Origin of the sequence: Saccharospirillum sp. MSK14-1, from assembly GCF_003054965.1 — a bacterium.
Taxonomy (GTDB): Bacteria; Pseudomonadota; Gammaproteobacteria; order Pseudomonadales; family Natronospirillaceae; genus Saccharospirillum.
Map to the genome: position 1 here is coordinate 25,251 of NZ_MIES01000038.1, position 18,475 is coordinate 43,725.

The 18,475-nt window shown below is 57.2% G+C and carries 18 protein-coding genes; 10 read left to right on the forward strand and 8 right to left on the reverse strand.

Annotated features, from left to right (window positions below; genetic code table 11):
* Positions 1-43: 43 nt before the first annotated feature.
* The 3 genes from xylA to BGP77_RS17355 form a co-directional block, all read right to left on the reverse strand.
* The gene (gene xylA / locus BGP77_RS17345) at positions 44-1,363 is read right to left on the reverse strand and encodes a xylose isomerase (RefSeq protein ID WP_108166047.1); all 1,320 of its coding nucleotides are present in this window, start codon (positions 1,361-1,363) and stop codon (positions 44-46) included.
* Between the two features lie 153 nt (positions 1,364-1,516).
* The gene (locus tag BGP77_RS17350) at positions 1,517-1,903 is read right to left on the reverse strand and encodes a VOC family protein (protein ID WP_108166048.1); all 387 of its coding nucleotides are present in this window, start codon (positions 1,901-1,903) and stop codon (positions 1,517-1,519) included.
* 29 nt (positions 1,904-1,932) lie between these two features.
* Positions 1,933-2,535: an RNA polymerase sigma factor gene (locus BGP77_RS17355; RefSeq protein WP_108166049.1), complete on the reverse strand. Its 603-nt coding sequence runs from the start codon at positions 2,533-2,535 to the stop codon at positions 1,933-1,935.
* Positions 2,536-2,758: 223 nt separating this feature from the next.
* Here BGP77_RS17355 and amt point away from each other — a divergent pair, with 223 nt between their 5' ends.
* On the forward strand, positions 2,759-5,044 hold the full coding sequence (amt, locus tag BGP77_RS17360; RefSeq protein ID WP_108166050.1) for an ammonium transporter: 2,286 nt from the start codon (positions 2,759-2,761) through the stop codon (positions 5,042-5,044).
* Positions 5,045-5,099: 55 nt separating this feature from the next.
* Here amt and BGP77_RS17365 read toward each other — a convergent pair whose 3' ends face one another.
* Positions 5,100-5,777, reverse strand: coding sequence for a glutathione S-transferase (locus tag BGP77_RS17365; protein ID WP_108166051.1), 678 nt, complete (start codon positions 5,775-5,777; stop codon positions 5,100-5,102).
* Positions 5,764-7,101: a TolC family outer membrane protein gene (locus BGP77_RS17370; RefSeq protein ID WP_108166052.1), complete on the reverse strand. Its 1,338-nt coding sequence runs from the start codon at positions 7,099-7,101 to the stop codon at positions 5,764-5,766. The genes BGP77_RS17365 and BGP77_RS17370 overlap by 14 nt, the downstream gene beginning before the upstream one ends.
* Positions 7,102-7,384: 283 nt before the next feature.
* On the opposite strand from BGP77_RS17370, the gene BGP77_RS17375 reads away from it, so the two are divergent.
* From BGP77_RS17375 to parE, 4 genes are all read left to right on the forward strand, one after another.
* The gene (locus BGP77_RS17375; protein ID WP_108166053.1) at positions 7,385-7,993 is read left to right on the forward strand and encodes an NUDIX domain-containing protein; all 609 of its coding nucleotides are present in this window, start codon (positions 7,385-7,387) and stop codon (positions 7,991-7,993) included.
* Positions 7,994-8,000: 7 nt separating this feature from the next.
* Positions 8,001-8,444, forward strand: coding sequence for a DUF1249 domain-containing protein (locus tag BGP77_RS17380; protein WP_108166054.1), 444 nt, complete (start codon positions 8,001-8,003; stop codon positions 8,442-8,444).
* A 122-nt stretch (positions 8,445-8,566) separates the two neighbouring features.
* Positions 8,567-9,364, forward strand: a complete 798-nt coding sequence (gene cpdA / locus BGP77_RS17385) for a 3',5'-cyclic-AMP phosphodiesterase (protein ID WP_233252409.1) — start codon at positions 8,567-8,569, stop codon at positions 9,362-9,364.
* A 121-nt stretch (positions 9,365-9,485) separates the two neighbouring features.
* Positions 9,486-11,381, forward strand: a complete 1,896-nt coding sequence (gene parE / locus BGP77_RS17390; protein WP_108166056.1) for a DNA topoisomerase IV subunit B — start codon at positions 9,486-9,488, stop codon at positions 11,379-11,381.
* An 85-nt stretch (positions 11,382-11,466) separates the two neighbouring features.
* On the opposite strand, the gene BGP77_RS17395 is transcribed toward parE, so the two are convergent.
* The gene (locus BGP77_RS17395) at positions 11,467-12,225 is read right to left on the reverse strand and encodes a hypothetical protein (RefSeq protein WP_146171282.1); all 759 of its coding nucleotides are present in this window, start codon (positions 12,223-12,225) and stop codon (positions 11,467-11,469) included.
* A gap of 208 nt (positions 12,226-12,433) precedes the next feature.
* Between BGP77_RS17395 and cobU the strand changes: the two genes are divergently transcribed.
* From cobU to BGP77_RS17420, 5 genes are all read left to right on the forward strand, one after another.
* Positions 12,434-12,949: a bifunctional adenosylcobinamide kinase/adenosylcobinamide-phosphate guanylyltransferase gene (gene cobU, locus BGP77_RS17400; protein ID WP_108166058.1), complete on the forward strand. Its 516-nt coding sequence runs from the start codon at positions 12,434-12,436 to the stop codon at positions 12,947-12,949.
* 1 nt (position 12,950) lies between these two features.
* Complete coding sequence (gene cobT, locus BGP77_RS17405; protein WP_108166059.1) at positions 12,951-14,003, forward strand: nicotinate-nucleotide--dimethylbenzimidazole phosphoribosyltransferase; 1,053 nt, start codon at positions 12,951-12,953, stop codon at positions 14,001-14,003.
* Complete coding sequence (cobS, locus tag BGP77_RS17410) at positions 14,000-14,773, forward strand: adenosylcobinamide-GDP ribazoletransferase (RefSeq protein ID WP_108166060.1); 774 nt, start codon at positions 14,000-14,002, stop codon at positions 14,771-14,773. The genes cobT and cobS overlap by 4 nt, the downstream gene beginning before the upstream one ends.
* A complete protein-coding gene (locus BGP77_RS17415) occupies positions 14,766-15,302 on the forward strand; it encodes a histidine phosphatase family protein (protein WP_158269421.1) in 537 nt (178 codons plus the stop codon). Before cobS ends, BGP77_RS17415 begins: the two co-directional genes overlap by 8 nt.
* Positions 15,303-15,365: 63 nt before the next feature.
* Positions 15,366-16,676: an NAD(P)/FAD-dependent oxidoreductase gene (locus BGP77_RS17420; RefSeq protein ID WP_108166062.1), complete on the forward strand. Its 1,311-nt coding sequence runs from the start codon at positions 15,366-15,368 to the stop codon at positions 16,674-16,676.
* Between the two features lie 120 nt (positions 16,677-16,796).
* Here the strand turns inward: BGP77_RS17420 and folE are convergent, their stop codons facing one another.
* Both folE and BGP77_RS17430 read right to left on the reverse strand, forming a co-directional pair.
* Complete coding sequence (folE, locus tag BGP77_RS17425) at positions 16,797-17,438, reverse strand: GTP cyclohydrolase I FolE (protein ID WP_108166063.1); 642 nt, start codon at positions 17,436-17,438, stop codon at positions 16,797-16,799.
* A 65-nt stretch (positions 17,439-17,503) separates the two neighbouring features.
* Positions 17,504-18,469, reverse strand: a complete 966-nt coding sequence (locus BGP77_RS17430) for a lipid A biosynthesis acyltransferase (protein WP_108166064.1) — start codon at positions 18,467-18,469, stop codon at positions 17,504-17,506.
* Positions 18,470-18,475 lie beyond the last annotated feature (6 nt).

Below are 18,475 nucleotides of genomic sequence, written 5' to 3' on the forward strand. Positions count from 1 at the left end.
GCCGGCAACAGGCGCCGACGATCCAACCCGGTGCAGCAAAGACTTACTTATAAATCACCCGGTTCACCCGGTTCTCCAGCATTTCCTGCTGGCTCGATACCGGCTCCGGTTTCAGGTTCTGCTCAACGGCGTAATCAGCCACCGCTTCCAGATCCCATTTGCCGTCAAGAATGTTACGACCCAGATCGCCCTGCCAGCCGGCATAACGTTGCTCGACAAAATCGCTGAGCGTCTTCTGCTCGACCAGTTCGGCGGCCTTGGTGAACGCCAATGCCAACACGTCCATGGCGCCAACATGCGCGTGAAATAAATCGCTCGGTGCGATGGACGTGCGGCGCAGTTTGGTATCGAAATTAAAACCGCCGGTGGTAAAACCGCCAGCCTGAATGATGTGGTAGCAAGCGAGCGTCATTTCCTCGACCGAGTTCGGGAACTGATCGGTATCCCAGCCGTTCTGGTGATCGCCGCGGTTGGCATCCACCGACCCCAGAATACCGAGTGACGCGGCTGTGGCCACTTCATGCTCAAAGGTGTGACCGGCCAGAGTGGCGTGATTCACCTCGATGTTCACCTTAATTTCTTTTTCCAAACCGTATTTTTGCAGGAAGCCAAAAACGGTGGCCGAATCGTAATCGTACTGATGTTTGGTCGGTTCTTGCGGTTTCGGCTCGATCAGCAAGGTGCCGCTAAAACCGATCTTGTGTTTGTACTCGACCACCATCTGCATAAAGCGACCGAGCTGTTCCTGCTCGCGTTTAAGATCGGTATTGAGCAATGTCTCGTACCCTTCACGGCCGCCCCACAGCACATAGTTAGCGCCGCCCAGGCGGTGTGTGGCGGCCATCGCATGCTGTACCTGTGACGCCGCATAGGCGAAGACTTCCGGGTTGGGGTTCGTTGCAGCGCCGGCCATATACCGTTTGGCCCCGAAATTTTTGGCCGTGCCCCAAAGCAGTTTCATGCCGGTCTCAGCTTGCTTGGCTTCGGCGCGCTCAATCATCTCGTCGAAATTGCGCCGACTGTCGCGAATGCTGTCGCCTTCCGGAGCAATGTCGTAGTCGTGGAACGTCCAATAGGGCGCGCCGACTTTGGTGAAAAATTCAAACGCCACGTCCATTTTCTGATGCGCCAGCGCCATCGGTTCGGCGCCAGTGTGCCAGGGCCGGTTGAAGGTGCCTTCGCCGAAAACATCGGCGCCATCCCAACAGAAGCTGTGCCAGTAACAGACCGCAAAACGCAGCTGTTCGGCCAGGGTTTTACCCAGCACCACACGGTCGGCGTCGTAGTGATGGAAGGCCAGAGGGTTGTCGGAATTTGGGCCTTCGTAGCGAACCGGCTCGATCTCGCTGAAATAGGTCGACATGGTGAATCCTCTCGTATCGACGGCCCTGATCAGGACCAGGTTGTTATTTTTAATTTACCTCTCGAATTTATAATGAGGAAGATTACCGAACGAGTCAAACAAAAAAGCCAGCTCGGGTAATCACTACCCGGGCTGGCTCAATCCGGTCGTTCGTTAAGACTTCAGCGATCGCGGTAATTCGCCCGATTGCCAGAGGCCCAGACCAAAGCCATCCGGGTCCAGAAAGTCGGCACTCCAACCACCGGGCGCTTCAGAAACGGGTGTCACGATGGTGACCCCGGCGTTGGCCAGTTCGGCGACAATGTCATCAATGCCACCGTCATCCACTTCAAACACGACCGCCGGGCTACTGCCGCGTTCGCCCTCCATTTCGAAGAAGATCAGGTCCAGGCCGTTACTCAACTGACCCTGCAACCAGAAGGGTTCGGCGCCTTCCATGCGTTGCAGATCCAGTGCCAGGGTTTGGTTGTAGAACGTTTCGGTGCGCACAATATCGCTGACGTAATAGACGATGCTGGCGCTTTTGGGTTTAAAGGTCATGGTCGTTTCCTTGCAGTGGGTTCATGGCCTTATTGCCGCCACACCGGATTTTGTGAGCCGCGAATCACAAAAAGATAGCCATCTGGGTCGTGACTGGCCAACGCACCGCCGCGATAGAACAGCTTGGACAGCAACGCCTGCCGAATCCGACCGTACGCCAGGCCGGGCAGTAACCCCGGCAAATCCGCAGGTGTGCTCATCGCCTCCTGCCGGGCTTGCTGCTTCAGTGAGACGATGCGTTGGCGCAAGCTGGTATCGGTCAGCCCCAGCAGATACTGAATCTCGCGGCGACTGTGACCCGACAGTGCCAGTAACGCGACCGATTTTAGCGCCGGGCTTAATCGCTTGAGCCAGACTGCCACCGCGTTTTGATCGGTCGGTGCGACGTCGCAAGCATCGTTCGACCAGAGTGTTTCTCGTTGCTGTCGACGCACCGTGGAACGAGTCGCCATACGCGCTTTATTGCGCACGGTGCCCACCAGCCATTGGCGTGTCTCGACGGCCTCGAAATCAACACGACCCGCTTCGAATGCGGCCAGATACGCCTCCTGAACCACATCTTCGACATCGCTGCTATTGGGCAAATGACGACGCGCCAGAGCGCACAGTTGAGAGTATTGGCTGGGACGCATCGTTGAGTTCTCGGCTCATCTTATCGCGACATCCCGCCAATATTCCGGCGATAGCAGGGTGCTGGTCAATTGTTGAGTGATTGATCGCCAAAATACTGTCCAAAGAAAACCCGGTCGAGTAATCTTCTCCGACCACTGTCCACTAGAACGACAGGGTTTTCGAACGATACGCAGCTCGCTAATCAAACCCGCGAATACCCGCCCTGTTGTTTGAGGACGAGTGATGTTTATTGCTTCCCTGCTACCTTCTTCGCCGAGGCGCCCTTGGCGTTACCTCGCTGCTTTGTTATTCCTCCTGGGTGTCGGCACTTCAACTCAGGCCGCGGACCTGCCTGAGCTGGATATTGATACCAAACTGGACCTGTTGTGGATTGGCATCAGCGCCGTGCTGGTGTTCTTCATGCAGGCGGGCTTTTGCCTGCTGGAAACCGGGTCGATCCGTAAAAAGAACAGTTTTAATGTCGCTGTCAAAAACATGTCCGACCTGCTGTTATCGGTCATCGGTTTTTGGATGGTCGGTTATGCGTTGATGTTTGGCAGCTCTGTTGGTGGCTGGTTTGGCAGCAGCGACTTCTTTTTCAGCGACAACCACGCTCCTTTCGACATTATGTTTTTCCTGTTCCAGATGATGTTCGCCGGTACCGCGGCCACCATCGTCTCCGGCGCCGTGGCTGAACGCATGCATTTCAGCGGCTACCTGATCATTTCGGTGGTCATCGCGGCGCTGATTTACCCATTGGTCGGCCACTGGATCTGGAACAGCGATGGCTGGCTGGCGCAACGCGGTTTCATCGATTTCGCGGGTTCCACCGTCGTGCATTCCACCGGCGCCTGGCTGGCGTTGGCGGGCATCATTGTATTAGGCCCGCGCTTTGGTCGCTTTACCGCCGAAGGCAAAGTCAGCCCGCTGATGGGCCATGACTTGCTTCTCACCACGCTCGGCGTGTTTATTCTCTGGTTTGGCTGGTTCGGTTTTAACGGCGGCAGCGAGTTGGCGTTCGACAGCGCCGTACCGGGCATTCTGTTCAACACCACTCTGGCCGCTGCAGCTGGTGGCGCTGTCTGTCTGGTGCTGGGACGATTGATCAGCCCGGTGATTCGCATTGAGTTAATTCTGAACGGCGTGCTGGGTGGTCTGGTCGCGGTTACCGCCGGTTGTGCCGTACTGCATCCCCTGGGTGCCGTCATCATTGGCGCCACCGGAGGGTTGATCGCTCACTTTGCCAGCGAGTGCCTGCTGCGCGTCTGTAAGCTGGACGATCCGGTCAGCGCGGTGGCTGTCCACGGTTTTGCCGGTGCCTGGGGCACGCTGGCATTGGCTTTCCTGGCACCCGTGGAGAATCTTAATCACAGCGTGATGACACAGCTGGGCGTGCAAGCACTGGGTGTCGGCGCGGTTTTGCTGTGGTCGTTGGGAACCGGCTTTATCCTCTTCCTGGCGCTGAAAGCGACCAAGATGCTGCGCGTATCCGAGGCGTTCGAAATCCAGGGACTGAATGTCTCTGAACACGGCGCATCCAACAGTTGGTTAGACACCTTGCGCGCCATGCAGGGTGTTATTGAAAGTAAGGATCTGTCGACGCGTGTCGACGTGGAAATCGGCAGCGAAGCCGGTGAAGTGGCGGCCTGTTTCAACGCCATGATGGATCAGTTCGAAGGCAATATGCGGCGCATGGCACTGACCTCGACGGAAGTCGATAAAAGCGTTCATGCCTTGCTGGAATTCAACCAGCAAACCCGCGCCCGATTGGCCGAACAGGAAAGCAACAGTCAGGCGATCGCCGAATCGGTCCGGGCGTTGCACGATCAGTTAAAGGCAATCACCCGCCAGAGCGATGAGGTGAATACCGTATCCGATCGCGCCAGTGCAGAAATGCAGGGAACCGCCAGCACCATTGCCACCGCTGGAACCGCGGTTGAGACGATGAAAACCAGCATCAACAACGCCGCTGAACTGCTGAGCCATTTGGATCAAAGGATTGTCGATGTCGGCGACGTTACCACCATGATCAACACCATCGCTGAACAAACCAATTTGCTGGCGTTAAACGCGGCCATCGAAGCGGCTCGCGCGGGTGACAGTGGCCGGGGGTTTGCCGTCGTCGCCGGTGAAGTTCGTGGTCTGGCCAAGCAAACTCAGGCATCTACATTACGCATCAGTGGCTTAATCGAGCAGCTGCGCGCTGACGCCGAACGGGTTAAGACCGCTATCCGTGAGGGCGTTGAACAAGCCAACAGCAGTACCGAAACCATCGACAACACCGGCCGGGCACTGCAACTGATTCACGAAGCCATCAACGGCATGAATCAGATCAGTCGCTCGGTAGCCGACACTGTCCGCATTCAGGAGCACGCCACCGAAACGATTCGCGCCAGCGTGGAACGCATTCACGATACCGCTCAGCAAACCGGTCGTGATATGACAGACCTGATCAACGACAGCAATCAGCTGGAACACGCCAGTCGGGAAATTTCACAGGCCGTGGCGCAATATCGCCTGGTGCACTGATTGACCGGCAAAAAAATCCCGCTTAGGCGGGATTTTTTTATGCATCGACAACCGATCAGGCCGGCGTCATCGGACCGCCTTTTTCCAGCGCACGTTGATACGCCGGGCGGGCGCGCAGCCGCTCAAGATAGCGTTGAATGGCCGGATAGTCGTTCAGACCAAAACGGCTGGCGGCTGCTTCCAGTGGAAAGCTCATCTGGATATCGGCCGCGGTGAGTTTGTCACCCGCGAGCCAATCGCGGCCACCAAGCCAATCGTTCAGCACCTTCAAATGGGTGGTTACCTGAGGGCGCAGAAAGGTTTCGACCGCCTTTTGGCTGATCATCCGCGCGATGGGCCGAATAAAAAATGGCATTTTGCCCTGCGGGATTTTACGGAACACCACCGTCATCACCATCAGCGGCATCAACGAGCCTTCGGCGTAATGCAGCCAGTAGAGGTAATCGCTGCGCCCCGATTCGCCCGGCGCAATGCCGAGACCACAATCCGGGTTTTCCTCAACCAGGCTCTCCAAAATGGCGCCGCTTTCCGCCAGCGTTTGATCATTCAGTGTCAGCACCGGCGATTTACCCAGCGGGTGCACCTCACGCAGCTCCTTCGGAGCCAGCCAGGAGGCATTGCGGGGGTACCGCTTCACCTCATAAGACCGGCCCATCTCTTCGAGCAGCCACAACACCCGGTGCGAACGGGAGTACTCCAGATGATGAACGACCAGCGTTTCAGGGTTGGACAAGGTAAGCCTCCAGACCAGCCAGATCGGCTTCGCTCAGCTGACCCGCCGCCTCTTTCAGTTGCAGACGGTCAAACACATAGTTGTAACGCGCATCGGCATAGGCCTGACGCGCCTGGAACAGCGCCTGTTGGGCATTGAGCACTTCAACAATGTTACGGGTGCCGACTTCATAACCCACCTGAGTCGCTTCCAATGCACTTTCACGCGAGGCTACGACTTGCGCCTGTGCCTGGATGTTTTGCACGTCGGTTTGCACCTGATGGTAGAGGTTGGTCACCTGAACGGTAATGCCACGTTTGAGCAGTTCCAGGTTCTGTTCGGCGATGTTGTTGTTCAGGCCAGTGGTGACGATCTCGGAGGACGTCGCGCCGCCGGTATACAACGGAATGGTCAACGACAAGCCAACCGACGAGCCCAGTTTTTCGTCAAAATCAAAACCGTCCGTCGGATCATCCTGATAGCTCACCGAGGCATTGGCACTGAGCACCGGCAGGCGATTGTTGCGACGCGCGCGCAGCTCTTTCTCACCTGAGGCCAGGCCTTGCTCGGCGGCCAGCACGTCGGGGTGATTGGCCAACGCAAAATCGATCCAATCTTGCAGCTCGCCTTCATCCGGCATTTCAACCGGCAGATCATCACCCAGTGTCAGGACAGCGTCGGGGGTTTCACCGATCAGCACGGACAGATTCTGCAACGCCGTGCTGGCACTGTTGCGTGCCTGAATCAAGGCGACGCGGGTTTCATCCAAGGTTGCCTGAGCATCCATAACGTCGGTCACGGTGACCAGACCCACTTCATAGCGCTGTTCGGTCTGTTCGAACTGACGCTCAACCGCCGCTAACTGAGCGGCGATGGAGTCACGAGCATCCTGAGCGCGCAGCACGTTCAGGTAAGCTTCGGCGACACGCACCATCAAGTCTTGCAGCGCGGCCTCGGTTTGAATTTCGACGCGCGACGCATTCAGTTTCAAAGCGCTGTAGGCGTCAACCGCTGCCAGCGCAAACAGATTCTGCGACACACTGATGCTGGCTGAGGTCGTCTGACAGTTTTCGAAATCCGGGCTCAGCTGGTAATCCGCACCTGCGGTCTGGGCGGTACTGCATGTGCTGCTGGTATTCCAACCGGCCTGCGCATTCACAGACGGCAGCAATCGGCTCAGGCCACTTTGCACCTGCACAGAGGCGTTTTCTTGATTGAGTCGCTGTACAGCAATTTCGGGGTCTTTATCCAACGCCTGACGGTAGACATCCATCAGGGAAACCTGAGCCCAGGCACCGGAAGTAACAACCAGTGCCAGAGCACCAGCCAGGGTTCGTAAACGCATCACGCTGTCTCTTCAAAGCTAGGATGAATGGGGTGGCATCATTATGCGGACAACCGCTTGCTTTATGCAGCTTAAGCGCCCGACTTTACGCCAATAGGTCGACATTGTGGGGGCGCCTGGCAAGGCAAAACAGCCCCAAAAGTCACGCCCTGCCCAGTATTGTAGGAAAGCGAACATCCTGCCTTATCCGCTAACGGGTGCTGTGTCATACTGCCCAACCCTGACCGCATCGCCGTATAAAACCCAGGCGTTCACTCCAACCACCGCCCGCTTTGAGGACCGCATGAAACGCGATACCGACGATTTCCAGTTCCGCATCGACCAGCGCGATGCACTCTATCGAGGCTTTTACCAGATGGATCGGCTGACCATCAGCCATCAGCGCTTCAACGGCGGCGAGCAGACCATCACCCGGGAAATGATGGATCGTCTGGATGCCGTCTGCGTATTGCTGGTCGATCTGGCACTGAATGAAGTGGTATTGATCGAACAATTCCGTGTCGGCGCCATAAAAACACCCAACCCCTGGTTGCTCGAAGTGGTGGCGGGTCTGATCGACAAAGACGAATCCCCCGAAGAGGTGGCTCGCCGTGAAGCCGTCGAAGAAGCCGGCGTTGAACTTGGGCGCCTGCACCCCATCTCGCATTATCTGCCGTCGCCCGGCGGCAGCAACGAAAGCGTCTATCTTTATATAGCCGAAGCCGATGCCAGCGCAGCCACCGGCGTGCATGGTCTGGATGAAGAAGGTGAAGACATCCGCGTGCTGCGGGTGCCCTTTGCGCAAGCCTACGCCGCCTGCCAGGACGGCACCATCAACAACGCCGCAGCGCTCATTGCGTTGCAATGGCTGCAACTGAACGAAGCTTGGTTACGCCAACACTGGAGCCAATAAGGGTTTTATGCCAAAACGCTACGTACCGGACCTGCCAGAACAGAATGCCCTCAGCGAGGCGAATTTTCTGCGCCTGGAAAAACTGCTGGGCGACCTGGATCAGCCCCAGTATCGGTTTCACTGGTACGGCAGCGCTGAGGCTCCGGTGCAAATGGAAGTCGCTGTTATCGAGCGTTTTAAATTCACGTCCACGCTGATTCTGACCAAATCAAACCCGGCCCTACCGGAACCGATTCAGGACATGCAATTAACCATCCGCATGTATCATGACGCGCGTATGGCCGAAGTCGTCAGTTGGGATAACGGTCGCCAGTTGTCGGGGGTGTACCCTTACCCCAACGAGCGGATGTATCAGATTGACGAAAAAGCCCAGGCCAACTTTTATCTGGGTGAATGGCTGGCGCATTTATTACGTCACGGCATTGCGGAACCGGCTTGGACGGCGCCTTAATAACGCTGGCTCTAAAAAAATCATGATCGAGTTAATAGTCGTTTAAACGCGGCGAGAAGGTCGCTTTTAGCACTACTTTGGTGTACAAATAACGCTCAACGAACGGACTTCAGGCTTTGATTTTGACTCACCAAACTCTGAATATTGTGCAGATCACCGACCCCCATTTGCACGCCAGCCAGGACGGCACTCTGCTGGGCATGAATACTCAAAAAGGTCTGGATCATATTCTTGAACGCATCCAGGCCGAACAGAATCACATCGACTTAGTGCTGGCCACTGGCGACATCGCTCAAGATGGCTCGGTCGAAGCCTACCGCCGCTTTATTCAATTGATGCAGCCGCTGAACGCGCCCCTGCGCTGGACAGCGGGCAACCACGACAAAGTCGACAACATGAAAACGGCGCTTGAAGGTCACGAATCCGTTGGTCGACCGTACTACGAATTCGAAAACTGGGTGGTTATTCTGCTCGACTCCACGGTTCCGGGCAAAGTCTACGGCCGCCTTGCCGACGACCAACTGGCACTGCTCGATCAACTGCTCACCCAGCACACCGACAAACACGCTCTGGTCACCTTCCATCATCATCCTTGCCCGATGGGCAGCGTGTGGATGGACAAAATCGGCATCGACAACCCGGATGATTTGCAGGCGGTGCTGGGACGACACAACAACGTTCGCTGTCTGCTCTGGGGTCATGTGCATCAGGCCAGCGATCGCATGATCAATAACATTCGCCATCTGTCGACGCCGTCAACCTGCGTGCAGTTCACACCGAAGTCGGATGATTTCGATGTCGACACCGCTGGCCCCGGCTACCGCTGGTTGCAGCTGCAGCCCGATGGTCAGATCGACACCGGCCTGACCCGCGTCGAAGACGTCGATTTCGAGATCGACTTCAGCATCAAAGGCTATTAAGCCTATCTAACTGCCTGAAATTTCAGCCGAAACTCGACGCCGGCGGCGTCGGGGCAGTATCCTTGAGCCTATTCAACCCGGCCCAGCGCCGAACCCGTTTTTGCACGAGGCAAACCGCAACATGAGTCAGAGCAGTTATTCGGCCGATGCCATCGAGGTACTCAGTGGTCTCGACCCGGTGCGCAAGCGCCCGGGCATGTACACCGATACCAGCCGCCCCAACCACCTGGCCCAGGAAGTCATCGACAACTCGGTCGACGAAGCCATCGGTGGTTATGCCAACAGCATCGAGGTGGTGCTCTATAAAGACAACTCTCTGTCGGTAGCCGACAACGGCCGCGGCATGCCGGTCGACATTCACCCCGAACACGGCGTACCGGGCATCGAGTTGATCCTCACCCGTCTGCACGCAGGTGGTAAGTTCTCTGGCAAGAACTACCAGTTCTCCGGTGGTTTGCACGGTGTGGGTGTGTCGGTGGTTAACGCCCTGTCACAACTGCTGGAAGTGGCCGTTAAGCGCAACGGCAAAATCTACCGCATGGGCTTTGCCGATGGCGAAAAAGCCTCTGAGCTGGAAGAAATCGGTACCTGTCCCAAACGCGAGTCCGGCACCACGGTGCGTTTCCTGCCCGACCCTAAATATTTCGACAGCGGCAAATTTCTGGTCAGCCGCCTGCGTCATGTGTTGCGCGCCAAGGCCGTGCTCTGCCCGGGCTTAAGCATCACTTTCTACAACGAAGAAAAAGACGAAACCGACCACTGGTTCTATGAAGACGGACTGCGTGACTACCTGCATTCCGCCACTGCGGTATACGACCCGCTGCCGGCCGAACCCTTCGTCGGCGCTTACAGCAGCGAAGAAGAAGCCGTCGACTGGGCCGTACAATGGCTGCCCGATGGTGGCGAAGGCGTTCAGGAAAGTTACGTCAACCTGATTCCCACTGCGCTGGGCGGTACTCACGTCAATGGGTTACGCCAGGGCTTGCTCGATGCACTGCGTGAATTCTGCGACTACCGCGGCTTGCTGCCGCGCGGCGTCAAACTGAGCCCGGAAGACGTCTGGGACAAATGCCATTACGTGCTGTCGTACAAACTGCGCGATCCGCAGTTTTCCGGCCAGACCAAAGAACGACTGTCGTCGCGTCAGGCGTCGGCCTTTATCGCGGGTATCGTGAAAGACGCCTTCGCACTGTGGCTGAACCAGCATACGGACCTCGCGGATCAGATTGCCGAACTGGCCATCAACAACGCCCAGTCACGTCTGAAACAAGCCAAAAAAGTCGCCCGTAAAAAGGTCACACAAGGTCCGGCATTGCCCGGCAAACTGGCCGACTGCTCCGGCGTGGAAAGCGCTCGTTCCGAGTTGTTTCTGGTGGAAGGTGACTCGGCCGGCGGTTCCGCCAAGCAGGCGCGTGACCGGACTTTCCAGGCGATCATGCCGCTGCGCGGTAAAATTCTGAACACCTGGGAAGTCGACAGCAACGAACTGCTGGCGAGCCAGGAAGTGCACGACATTGCAGTGGCATTGGGCGTCGACCCGGACACCGACAACCTCGAAGGTCTGCGCTACGGCAAAGTCTGCATCCTCGCCGACGCCGACTCCGACGGCCTGCACATCGCCACCTTGCTGTGCGCGCTGTTTGTCAAACACTTCCGCACCCTGGTCGAAAATGGCCACGTGCACGTTGCCATGCCGCCGCTGTACCGCGTCGATATCGGTAAGGAAACCTACTACGCACTGGACGATTCCGAACGCGACGGCATTCTCGATCGCATCCAGGCGGAGAAGAAAAAAGGCAAACCGCAGGTCACCCGCTTTAAAGGTCTGGGTGAAATGAACCCCATCCAGCTGCGCGAAACCACCATGGACCCGAACACCCGCCGCCTGGTGCAACTGCGCATCGACGACGCCGAAACCACCCGCGAAATCATGGACATGATGCTCGCCAAAAAACGCTCGGGCGATCGCAAAACCTGGCTGGAATCCAAGGGTAATCTGGCCGACGTGGTGAGCTGACGTTAGGTCGAACTCAGCGACTAATATCGCTGACCGGATGGATGAGTCGCACGTCAGTCTGTGGCCGTGCGACTCATCAGCGAGCCTAAATATACAGGCTGATGGGAGGTGGAACGTCGTAGCGCACCTCTGCACGCAACTCCAATTGGCTGGTTAACGTCTTAGCCACAAAACTACCGAAATAATCGACTTTTTCCGGGTTCGGGTTATAGGGCGACTTGCCAATGGCAGGCGTATTCGCCGCTAACTCACGCAACTGAACAATGTCTTGAAAGTTATCTTTGGTGAGATCAAATCGACCGAGACCATGGGTCATCATCAAGGGACCCCGGTCCTGTTCCATGGCTTTCAGAGTGCTGTCGCGCATGGCCGCTCCTTTAGCGGCAATATCGAATGTTCCGGCGAATTCTTTGATGGTATCGATGTCAAAGGCCGACAGATTCTCACCGAGGACGACCACTTCGTTGTTGGCGTCTACCGAAAGCTCCCAGTCTTGCGTCAGCATCCACGGCAATTCAAAAGCAGCCTTGGTCTCCAACGCCTCCATCGCCTTAATAAATGGCGTCGCCGTTTGGGTAACATCCTGCATCCAGGTCTGCATTGATTCGAATTGGCTGGCAAACTGCGCGGTCTTTTCGTCCGGTCCGGCACTGTAACCACTTCGGGTGATGGTCACTGTCGAGTGTTGGGAGGGCCGTTGGCTGACCTCATCGCTGCCGGGCGATAGGGGGGTTGGTTCAAGTGGCTTTACTCTCTCAAACTGTTTGGCATCGATCGTATAAACCGGAAAACCCAGGTCCATCGTCTTTCTCCTCTCAGTGCAGAACGACATTAGGCGCAGCATCGCAAAACGCCCTACCCTTGGTTGTTAACACGGGTCGACATCAGTCTGTCGGCAACGGGCCTTAAAACCTGACTGCCGAGGTGTCGTCTGTGTCCGAGAATGTGTCGCATCGGTCCGCCGATGAGCGTTCTTAAGGTGTGTCGGCGTATCTACAGCGTGCCCCCAACGCCTTGTGTTAGGCTGTGCGGACATTTCGGAAGCCAACTGCATGACCGTACATTTCATTCTTGGTGGTGCCCGTTCCGGTAAATCCCGTTTTGCCGAACGCAGCGCTTTAACCCAAGCCGACCCGCTGATTTATCTCGCCACCGCCCGCGCAGGCGATACCGAAATGCAGGCGCGTATTGCGCATCATCAAAGCGGACGCAATGGCCGCTTTCACACTTACGAAATTCCACTCGAACTGGCCGCTGCCATCCATGAATTTGACCAAAACGGCGTCACCGTCCTGGTCGATTGTTTAACGCTTTGGCTCAGTAACTGGCTGACGGAGAATACCGAGGACTGGCCACAACAACGGCAGGCGTTTCTCGATGCGCTGCAACGCAGCCAGGGCAACTGGTTACTGGTCAGCAATGAAGTCAGTCAGGGCATCGTGCCACTGGGCGAATTGAGCCGGCGTTTTGTCGATGAAGCCGGTTGGTTGCATCAGGCCGTTGCCGAACTGGCCGATGAAGTCACCTGGGTCGTCGCTGGCCTGCCGCAAACCTTAAAAGCGCGCTGATATGCCCTATTCATTTGCCATTAAAGCCCTGCCGACCGATCTCGATATGTCCATCCAACAGCGGCTGGATAACCTGACCAAACCACCCGGTTCCTTGGGGCAGCTGGAAACCCTCGCCGCCCAGATTGCCCGTATTCAGCACACCCTCCATCCGCGCCTGAGCACATTGCAGCATTGGGTGTTTGCGGCCGATCATGGTGTCTGTGCTCAGGGCGTCAGCCCTTACCCCCGTTCAGTAACGCGGCAGATGGTGCAGAATTTTCTCGCCGGCGGCGCGGCCATTAATCAATTCTGTAACCAGCATCAGGTGCCGTTAAAAATCGTGGACGCCGGTCTGGCGGGCGAGCCGCTGGCCGATCATCCCAATCTGGTTCAGGCACGCGTCGCCAACGGCAGCGCCGATTTCACAACACAACCGGCCATGACGCCGACTCAGTTTGAACAGGCCATTACCACCGGCGCGGATTGCGCGCGCCAGTCGTTAGCCAGCGGCGCTGATGTGCTGAGTTTTGGCGAAATGGGCATCGGCAATACCACCGCTGCGGCCGCCTTGATGGCCGCCAGCCTGCACCGTCATCCTGCCGATTGTGTGGGCGCTGGCACGGGCGCATCGACACAGATGCAGCACCACAAAATCCAGGTCATCACCTCAGCACTGGCCAAACACCCGTCTCAACTCACCGATGGCGCCGCCATCATGCAGCATCTCGGTGGTCTGGAACTGGCGATGATGGCCAGCGCCATGGCGGCGACGGCCGAAGCCGGTCACGCCTTTATCGTCGATGGTTTTCTGGCAACGGCCAGTCTGGCAACACTCTGGAAAGATCAGCCGGCGATTCTCGATTACGCGCTGTTCAGTCACTGTTCGGACGAGAGCGGACACCGCGCATTACTCGACGCCTTGAATGCAAAACCTTTGTTGCAACTGGACCTGCGCCTCGGTGAAGGCACAGGCGCGGTGTTGGCCTGGCCATTGATTCAGTCGGCGCTCGCCATGCTTAATAACATGGCAAGTTTCGACAGTGCCGGTGTCAGTCGGAGCGATGCGCAATGATCGCCGCCCTGGCTCGTCAGTATCACGCTTTCTTTAACGCCTGGGTGTTTTTCACGCGCTTGCCCGCGCCGCCTAAGGTGGTGTTTAACGACGACCACCTGAACCAAGGCAGCCGTTATTTCAGCTGGATCGGACTGATCATCGGCGTCCTACTTGCGGTCATCTTTTATGGCTTGCAGTTGGTTTTACCCGTCGCACTTGCCGTCGGGTTAATGCTCGGCGCCAGCTTGCTGCTGACCGGTGCTTTTCACGAAGACGGCCTGGCCGATGTGTTCGATGGCCTCGGTGGCGGTTTCAGCAAAGAAGCGGCTCTGACCATTATGAAAGACAGCCGCCTGGGCACTTATGGCGCAGCGGCGCTGATCGTCACCCTCGGCTTACGCGGCTTAGCTCTGTTCGAAGTATTGACAGCCGAACCAATGGCCGCCTTCTGGCTGCTGCCGCTGTTACACTGCTGGAGTCGTTTCTGGGCGATATCGACGCTATGGACACTCGACTACGCCCGCGCCGATGCCAGCAGCAAAAGCAAACCATTGGCCACGCGTTTTGGCCTCAGTGCAACGATCATCGCAGCCCTGCCCCTAGTGTTGATAGCAGTTCTACCTTGGCAAGGTGCGCTCTGGGCATTACTGCTGGCGGTCTTTTTGCGCGCCGTTTTAGTCGGCTGGTTCCGTCGTCGGCTCGACGGCTATACCGGCGATTGCCTTGGCGCTGCGCAACAATTGCAGGAGCTGCTGCTGTTATTGGTCTGGGTGGCACTCGGTGTTTAACAGTCCACAGCTGTTACGCCACGGCTCACCGCGTGAGTCCGGCTTCTGTTATGGTCACAGCGACCCCATCTTGGTGGAAGAGCCATCGCAAACCGCCCAGCGGGTCCATTCAAAACTGGCGCCTTGGCAACGCCTGTTCACCAGCCCATCACCACGCTGCGCTGAACTGGCATTCACCTTAGACAGCAACGCAGAACGAGTTTCGGCGTTGCGCGAATTGAATTTTGGCGATTGGGAAGGGCTGCCCTGGGATGCGGTGGATCGCACCAGCCTCGATAGCTGGGCACAAGCCCCATTGGATTATCCCATCCCCGGCGGTGAAAGCGGACGCGAGCTTTTCCGCCGCGTCGCCGAGTGGGCGCAGACGGTTCAACTTGGCGAGCACGATTTGATCATTGCCCACGCGGGCAGTTTGCGTGCCCTGGCGGCAATCTTGTTAAAGTGTTCTTTTGATGATTGCTGGCAATGGCCGTTAGCCTACGCCACACCGGTCAGACTGAATCCGAACACCGCTGGCTTCGTATCTTAAGAGATCGTCTGAAACGATCGAGCAGCCAGCCAACGATTTCTTACACAACTTTGGGATCTATCCATGAGCAACGACATCGAACAGATTGTCATCATCGGCGGCGGCGCCGGAGGACTGGAACTGGCCACGCGGCTTGGACGCCTGTGGGGACGCAAAGGCAAGGCACGCGTCACCCTGATCGATCGCAACAACACCCATCTTTGGAAACCTCTGCTGCACGAAGTCGCTGCCGGTTCATTGGACGCGGGTGTCGATGAAGTGAATTACCGTGGTCATGCCCGGCGGCATGGTTTCCACTTCACTCTCGGCAGCGTTAACAGTCTCGACCGTGACCGGCGTGAGGTGATACTGGCCCCCCTGGTCGATGAAGAAGGCCAGACGGTGCTCGACGAACGCCGCGTGCATTACGACCAACTGATCTTTGCGCTCGGCAGTGTCACCAACGATTTCGGCATTCCCGGCATCGCCGATCATTGCATGATGCTCGATGCGCCGGGCCAGGCTGAACGTTTCCACCGTCGTTTGCTCAACGCCTTTTTGCAGCAAGATCGCGCCCGTGCCGCCGGTGGCGACGAGCAGCTGAAACTGGTGATCGTGGGCGGTGGCGCGACCGGTGTGGAGCTGTCGGCCGAGTTGTATAACGCTGCCAAAGTGATGCAGGACTACGACCTCGACCACATCGGCCCGGAACATTTGCAGGTCAGCCTGCTTGAGGCTGGTCCGCGCATTTTGCCAGCGCTGCCCGATCGCATTGCCGGATCCGTGGTTAAAGAACTGAGCAAGCTCGGCGTGAAAGTACGCCATAACACCAAGGTGGTTCGCGGCCACGAGGGCGCACTGGAAACCGACGAAGGTGAAATGATCGACGGCGACATCATGGTCTGGGCCGCCGGTGTTCGCGCACCGAATTTTCTGAAAGACCTGGCTGGTTTAGAAAGTGCCCGCAACAACCAACTGATGGTGAATCAGACGTTGCAAACCACCCGCGATGAACGCATTTGGGCGCTCGGCGATTGCTGCGCCTGCCCGCAAAGCGATGGCAGTTGGGTGCCGCCACGCGCACAATCGGCGCACCAAATGTCCAGCCACATTTTCAAAAACCTCAAGCGCCAGAAAGCCGGCAAGCCACTGGTGGACTATCACTACAAAGATCACGGTTCACTGATCAGCCTAAGCCGATTCAGCACCGTGGGTTCGTTGATGGGGAACTTAACGCGCGGTTCGATGATGATTGAAGGTCGCCTGGCTAGGCTGGTGTACATCAGCCTCTATCGCCAACACCAGATGGCGCTGCACGGCGTGACGCGAACCTTGATGCTGGCGTTAATTGACCGGTTGAATCATGCGATTCGGCCGCGCTTGAAGTTGCATTGAGGCGCCGTTGGCGCCTCGCGGCGCCTGCTTGATGCTTAACGGGAGACGGGAGACGCTCGATAGGTAAAAAACCTAGCTCGGCGTTCAGCGTTTCCCGTCAAGCGTCTCCCAAAGCGCCACTCAGGCGCCTAAAAACTCCCTCCGCCGCGCCGCGTCTTGCAAAAACACGCCCCCCAAGGCTTGCGTTTCGGTGCGCGACTGAGCGTCGCGAACGCCACGCGCTTTGACGCAGTAATGGGTGGCGTCGATCTGCACCGCCACATCGTCTGTGCCGAGTAATGTCTGCAAAGCGACCAGCACTTGCTGGGTCAGACGTTCCTGAATCTGCGGTCGTTGCGCGAAGAAACGCACAATGCGATTGATCTTCGACAGGCCGATCACGGTTTGTTTCGGTAAGTAGGCCACCGTCGCCAAACCGTCGATGGTGATAAAGTGATGCTCGCAGGTCGACAACACTTCGATATCGCGGACTCGCACCATCTCACTGACGTTCATTTTATTGTCGATCTGGGTGATCTTAGGAAAGTGCTGATAATCCAGACCGGAAAACACTTCATCAACGTACATCTTGGCGATGCGCAGCGGTGTTTCTGCAAGGCTGTCATCGGCCAGGTCCAATCCCAGCGTCCCCGCGACTTCGGCCATTAAACGCTCAATGCGGTCCACTTTCTGATCGCGATTCAAGTCGTTGGGCACCATAGGGGTTTCCAATCCGCGGGCGATCAAGGCTTCCTGGACGGCCAGGGCTTCGTTACTGAGCATGGGCAATTTCCGATCTGGGCAGGTTTATGCAATACGCCGTGACCGGCGTGTCGGATGACCGTCGATCAATAGACCGACGGTTCGCCTTCCGGGCGGGTCTTAAAACGTTTGTGCAACCACAAATACTGCTCGGGCTGCTCACGCACTTTCGCTTCCAACCACTCGTTAAACGCCCGAGCGTCAGCATCTTCGTCGTCACTGGGAATCGGCAGCGCTGGTTCAAAGCGCGCCACATAACGACAAGGGTCTTCATCGCGATAGAAAAATACCGGCACCACCACCGCACCGCTCGACTTGGCGAGCTTGGTGGTCATGGTCACGGTCGCGGTGGGAATGTCGAAAAACGGCACAAAGGTGGACGCCTTACGGCCGTAATCCTGATCCGGCGCGTACCACACAATGCGCCCTTCACGCAGCGACCGAATCAAACCCCGCATATCGCGCCGGGCAATGCTGCGCGAACACCAGCGTTCGCGTGAGCGGGTCATAAAATAATTCAGCAGCTCGTTGTCGTGCTTGCGGTAAATCAGATCGTATTCTCGGATCAAACCAAACAGGGCACCGGCCATATCAAGAATGGTGAAGTGACCACCCACCAACAGCACACCCTTGCCCTGCTGCTGTGCGGCATCGAGATGTTCCAGCCCTTCCCAGCGGACTTTGTCGCGCATCGGTTCCATGGGTTTCACCCAGGATCGCGCCGTTTCCAGCATGCCGAGAATGTACGAGAAGAAGCTGCGTTTGAGCAGTTCCCGGTGTTCGGTTTCGCTTAAATCGGGGAAACACAGCGTGAGATTGCGGTCAGCGACATGACGACGACTGCGCGCCGCCGCCATCAACAGCGGCGTTAACCAGCGCGCCACCCGGACCCGGCCCCGTTCGCTGAGCCGACCGATGCTGTGAATAAAACCGACAAACAACCAGGCGCCCCAATAGCGCGGGGCAAGAAAATCGCGATAACGGAACCGCTCGGTGACGCGGGAATCGCGTTGGCGGGTTTTTCTGGGGCGAGGTGCTTTGGCTTGACGCATGCTGGG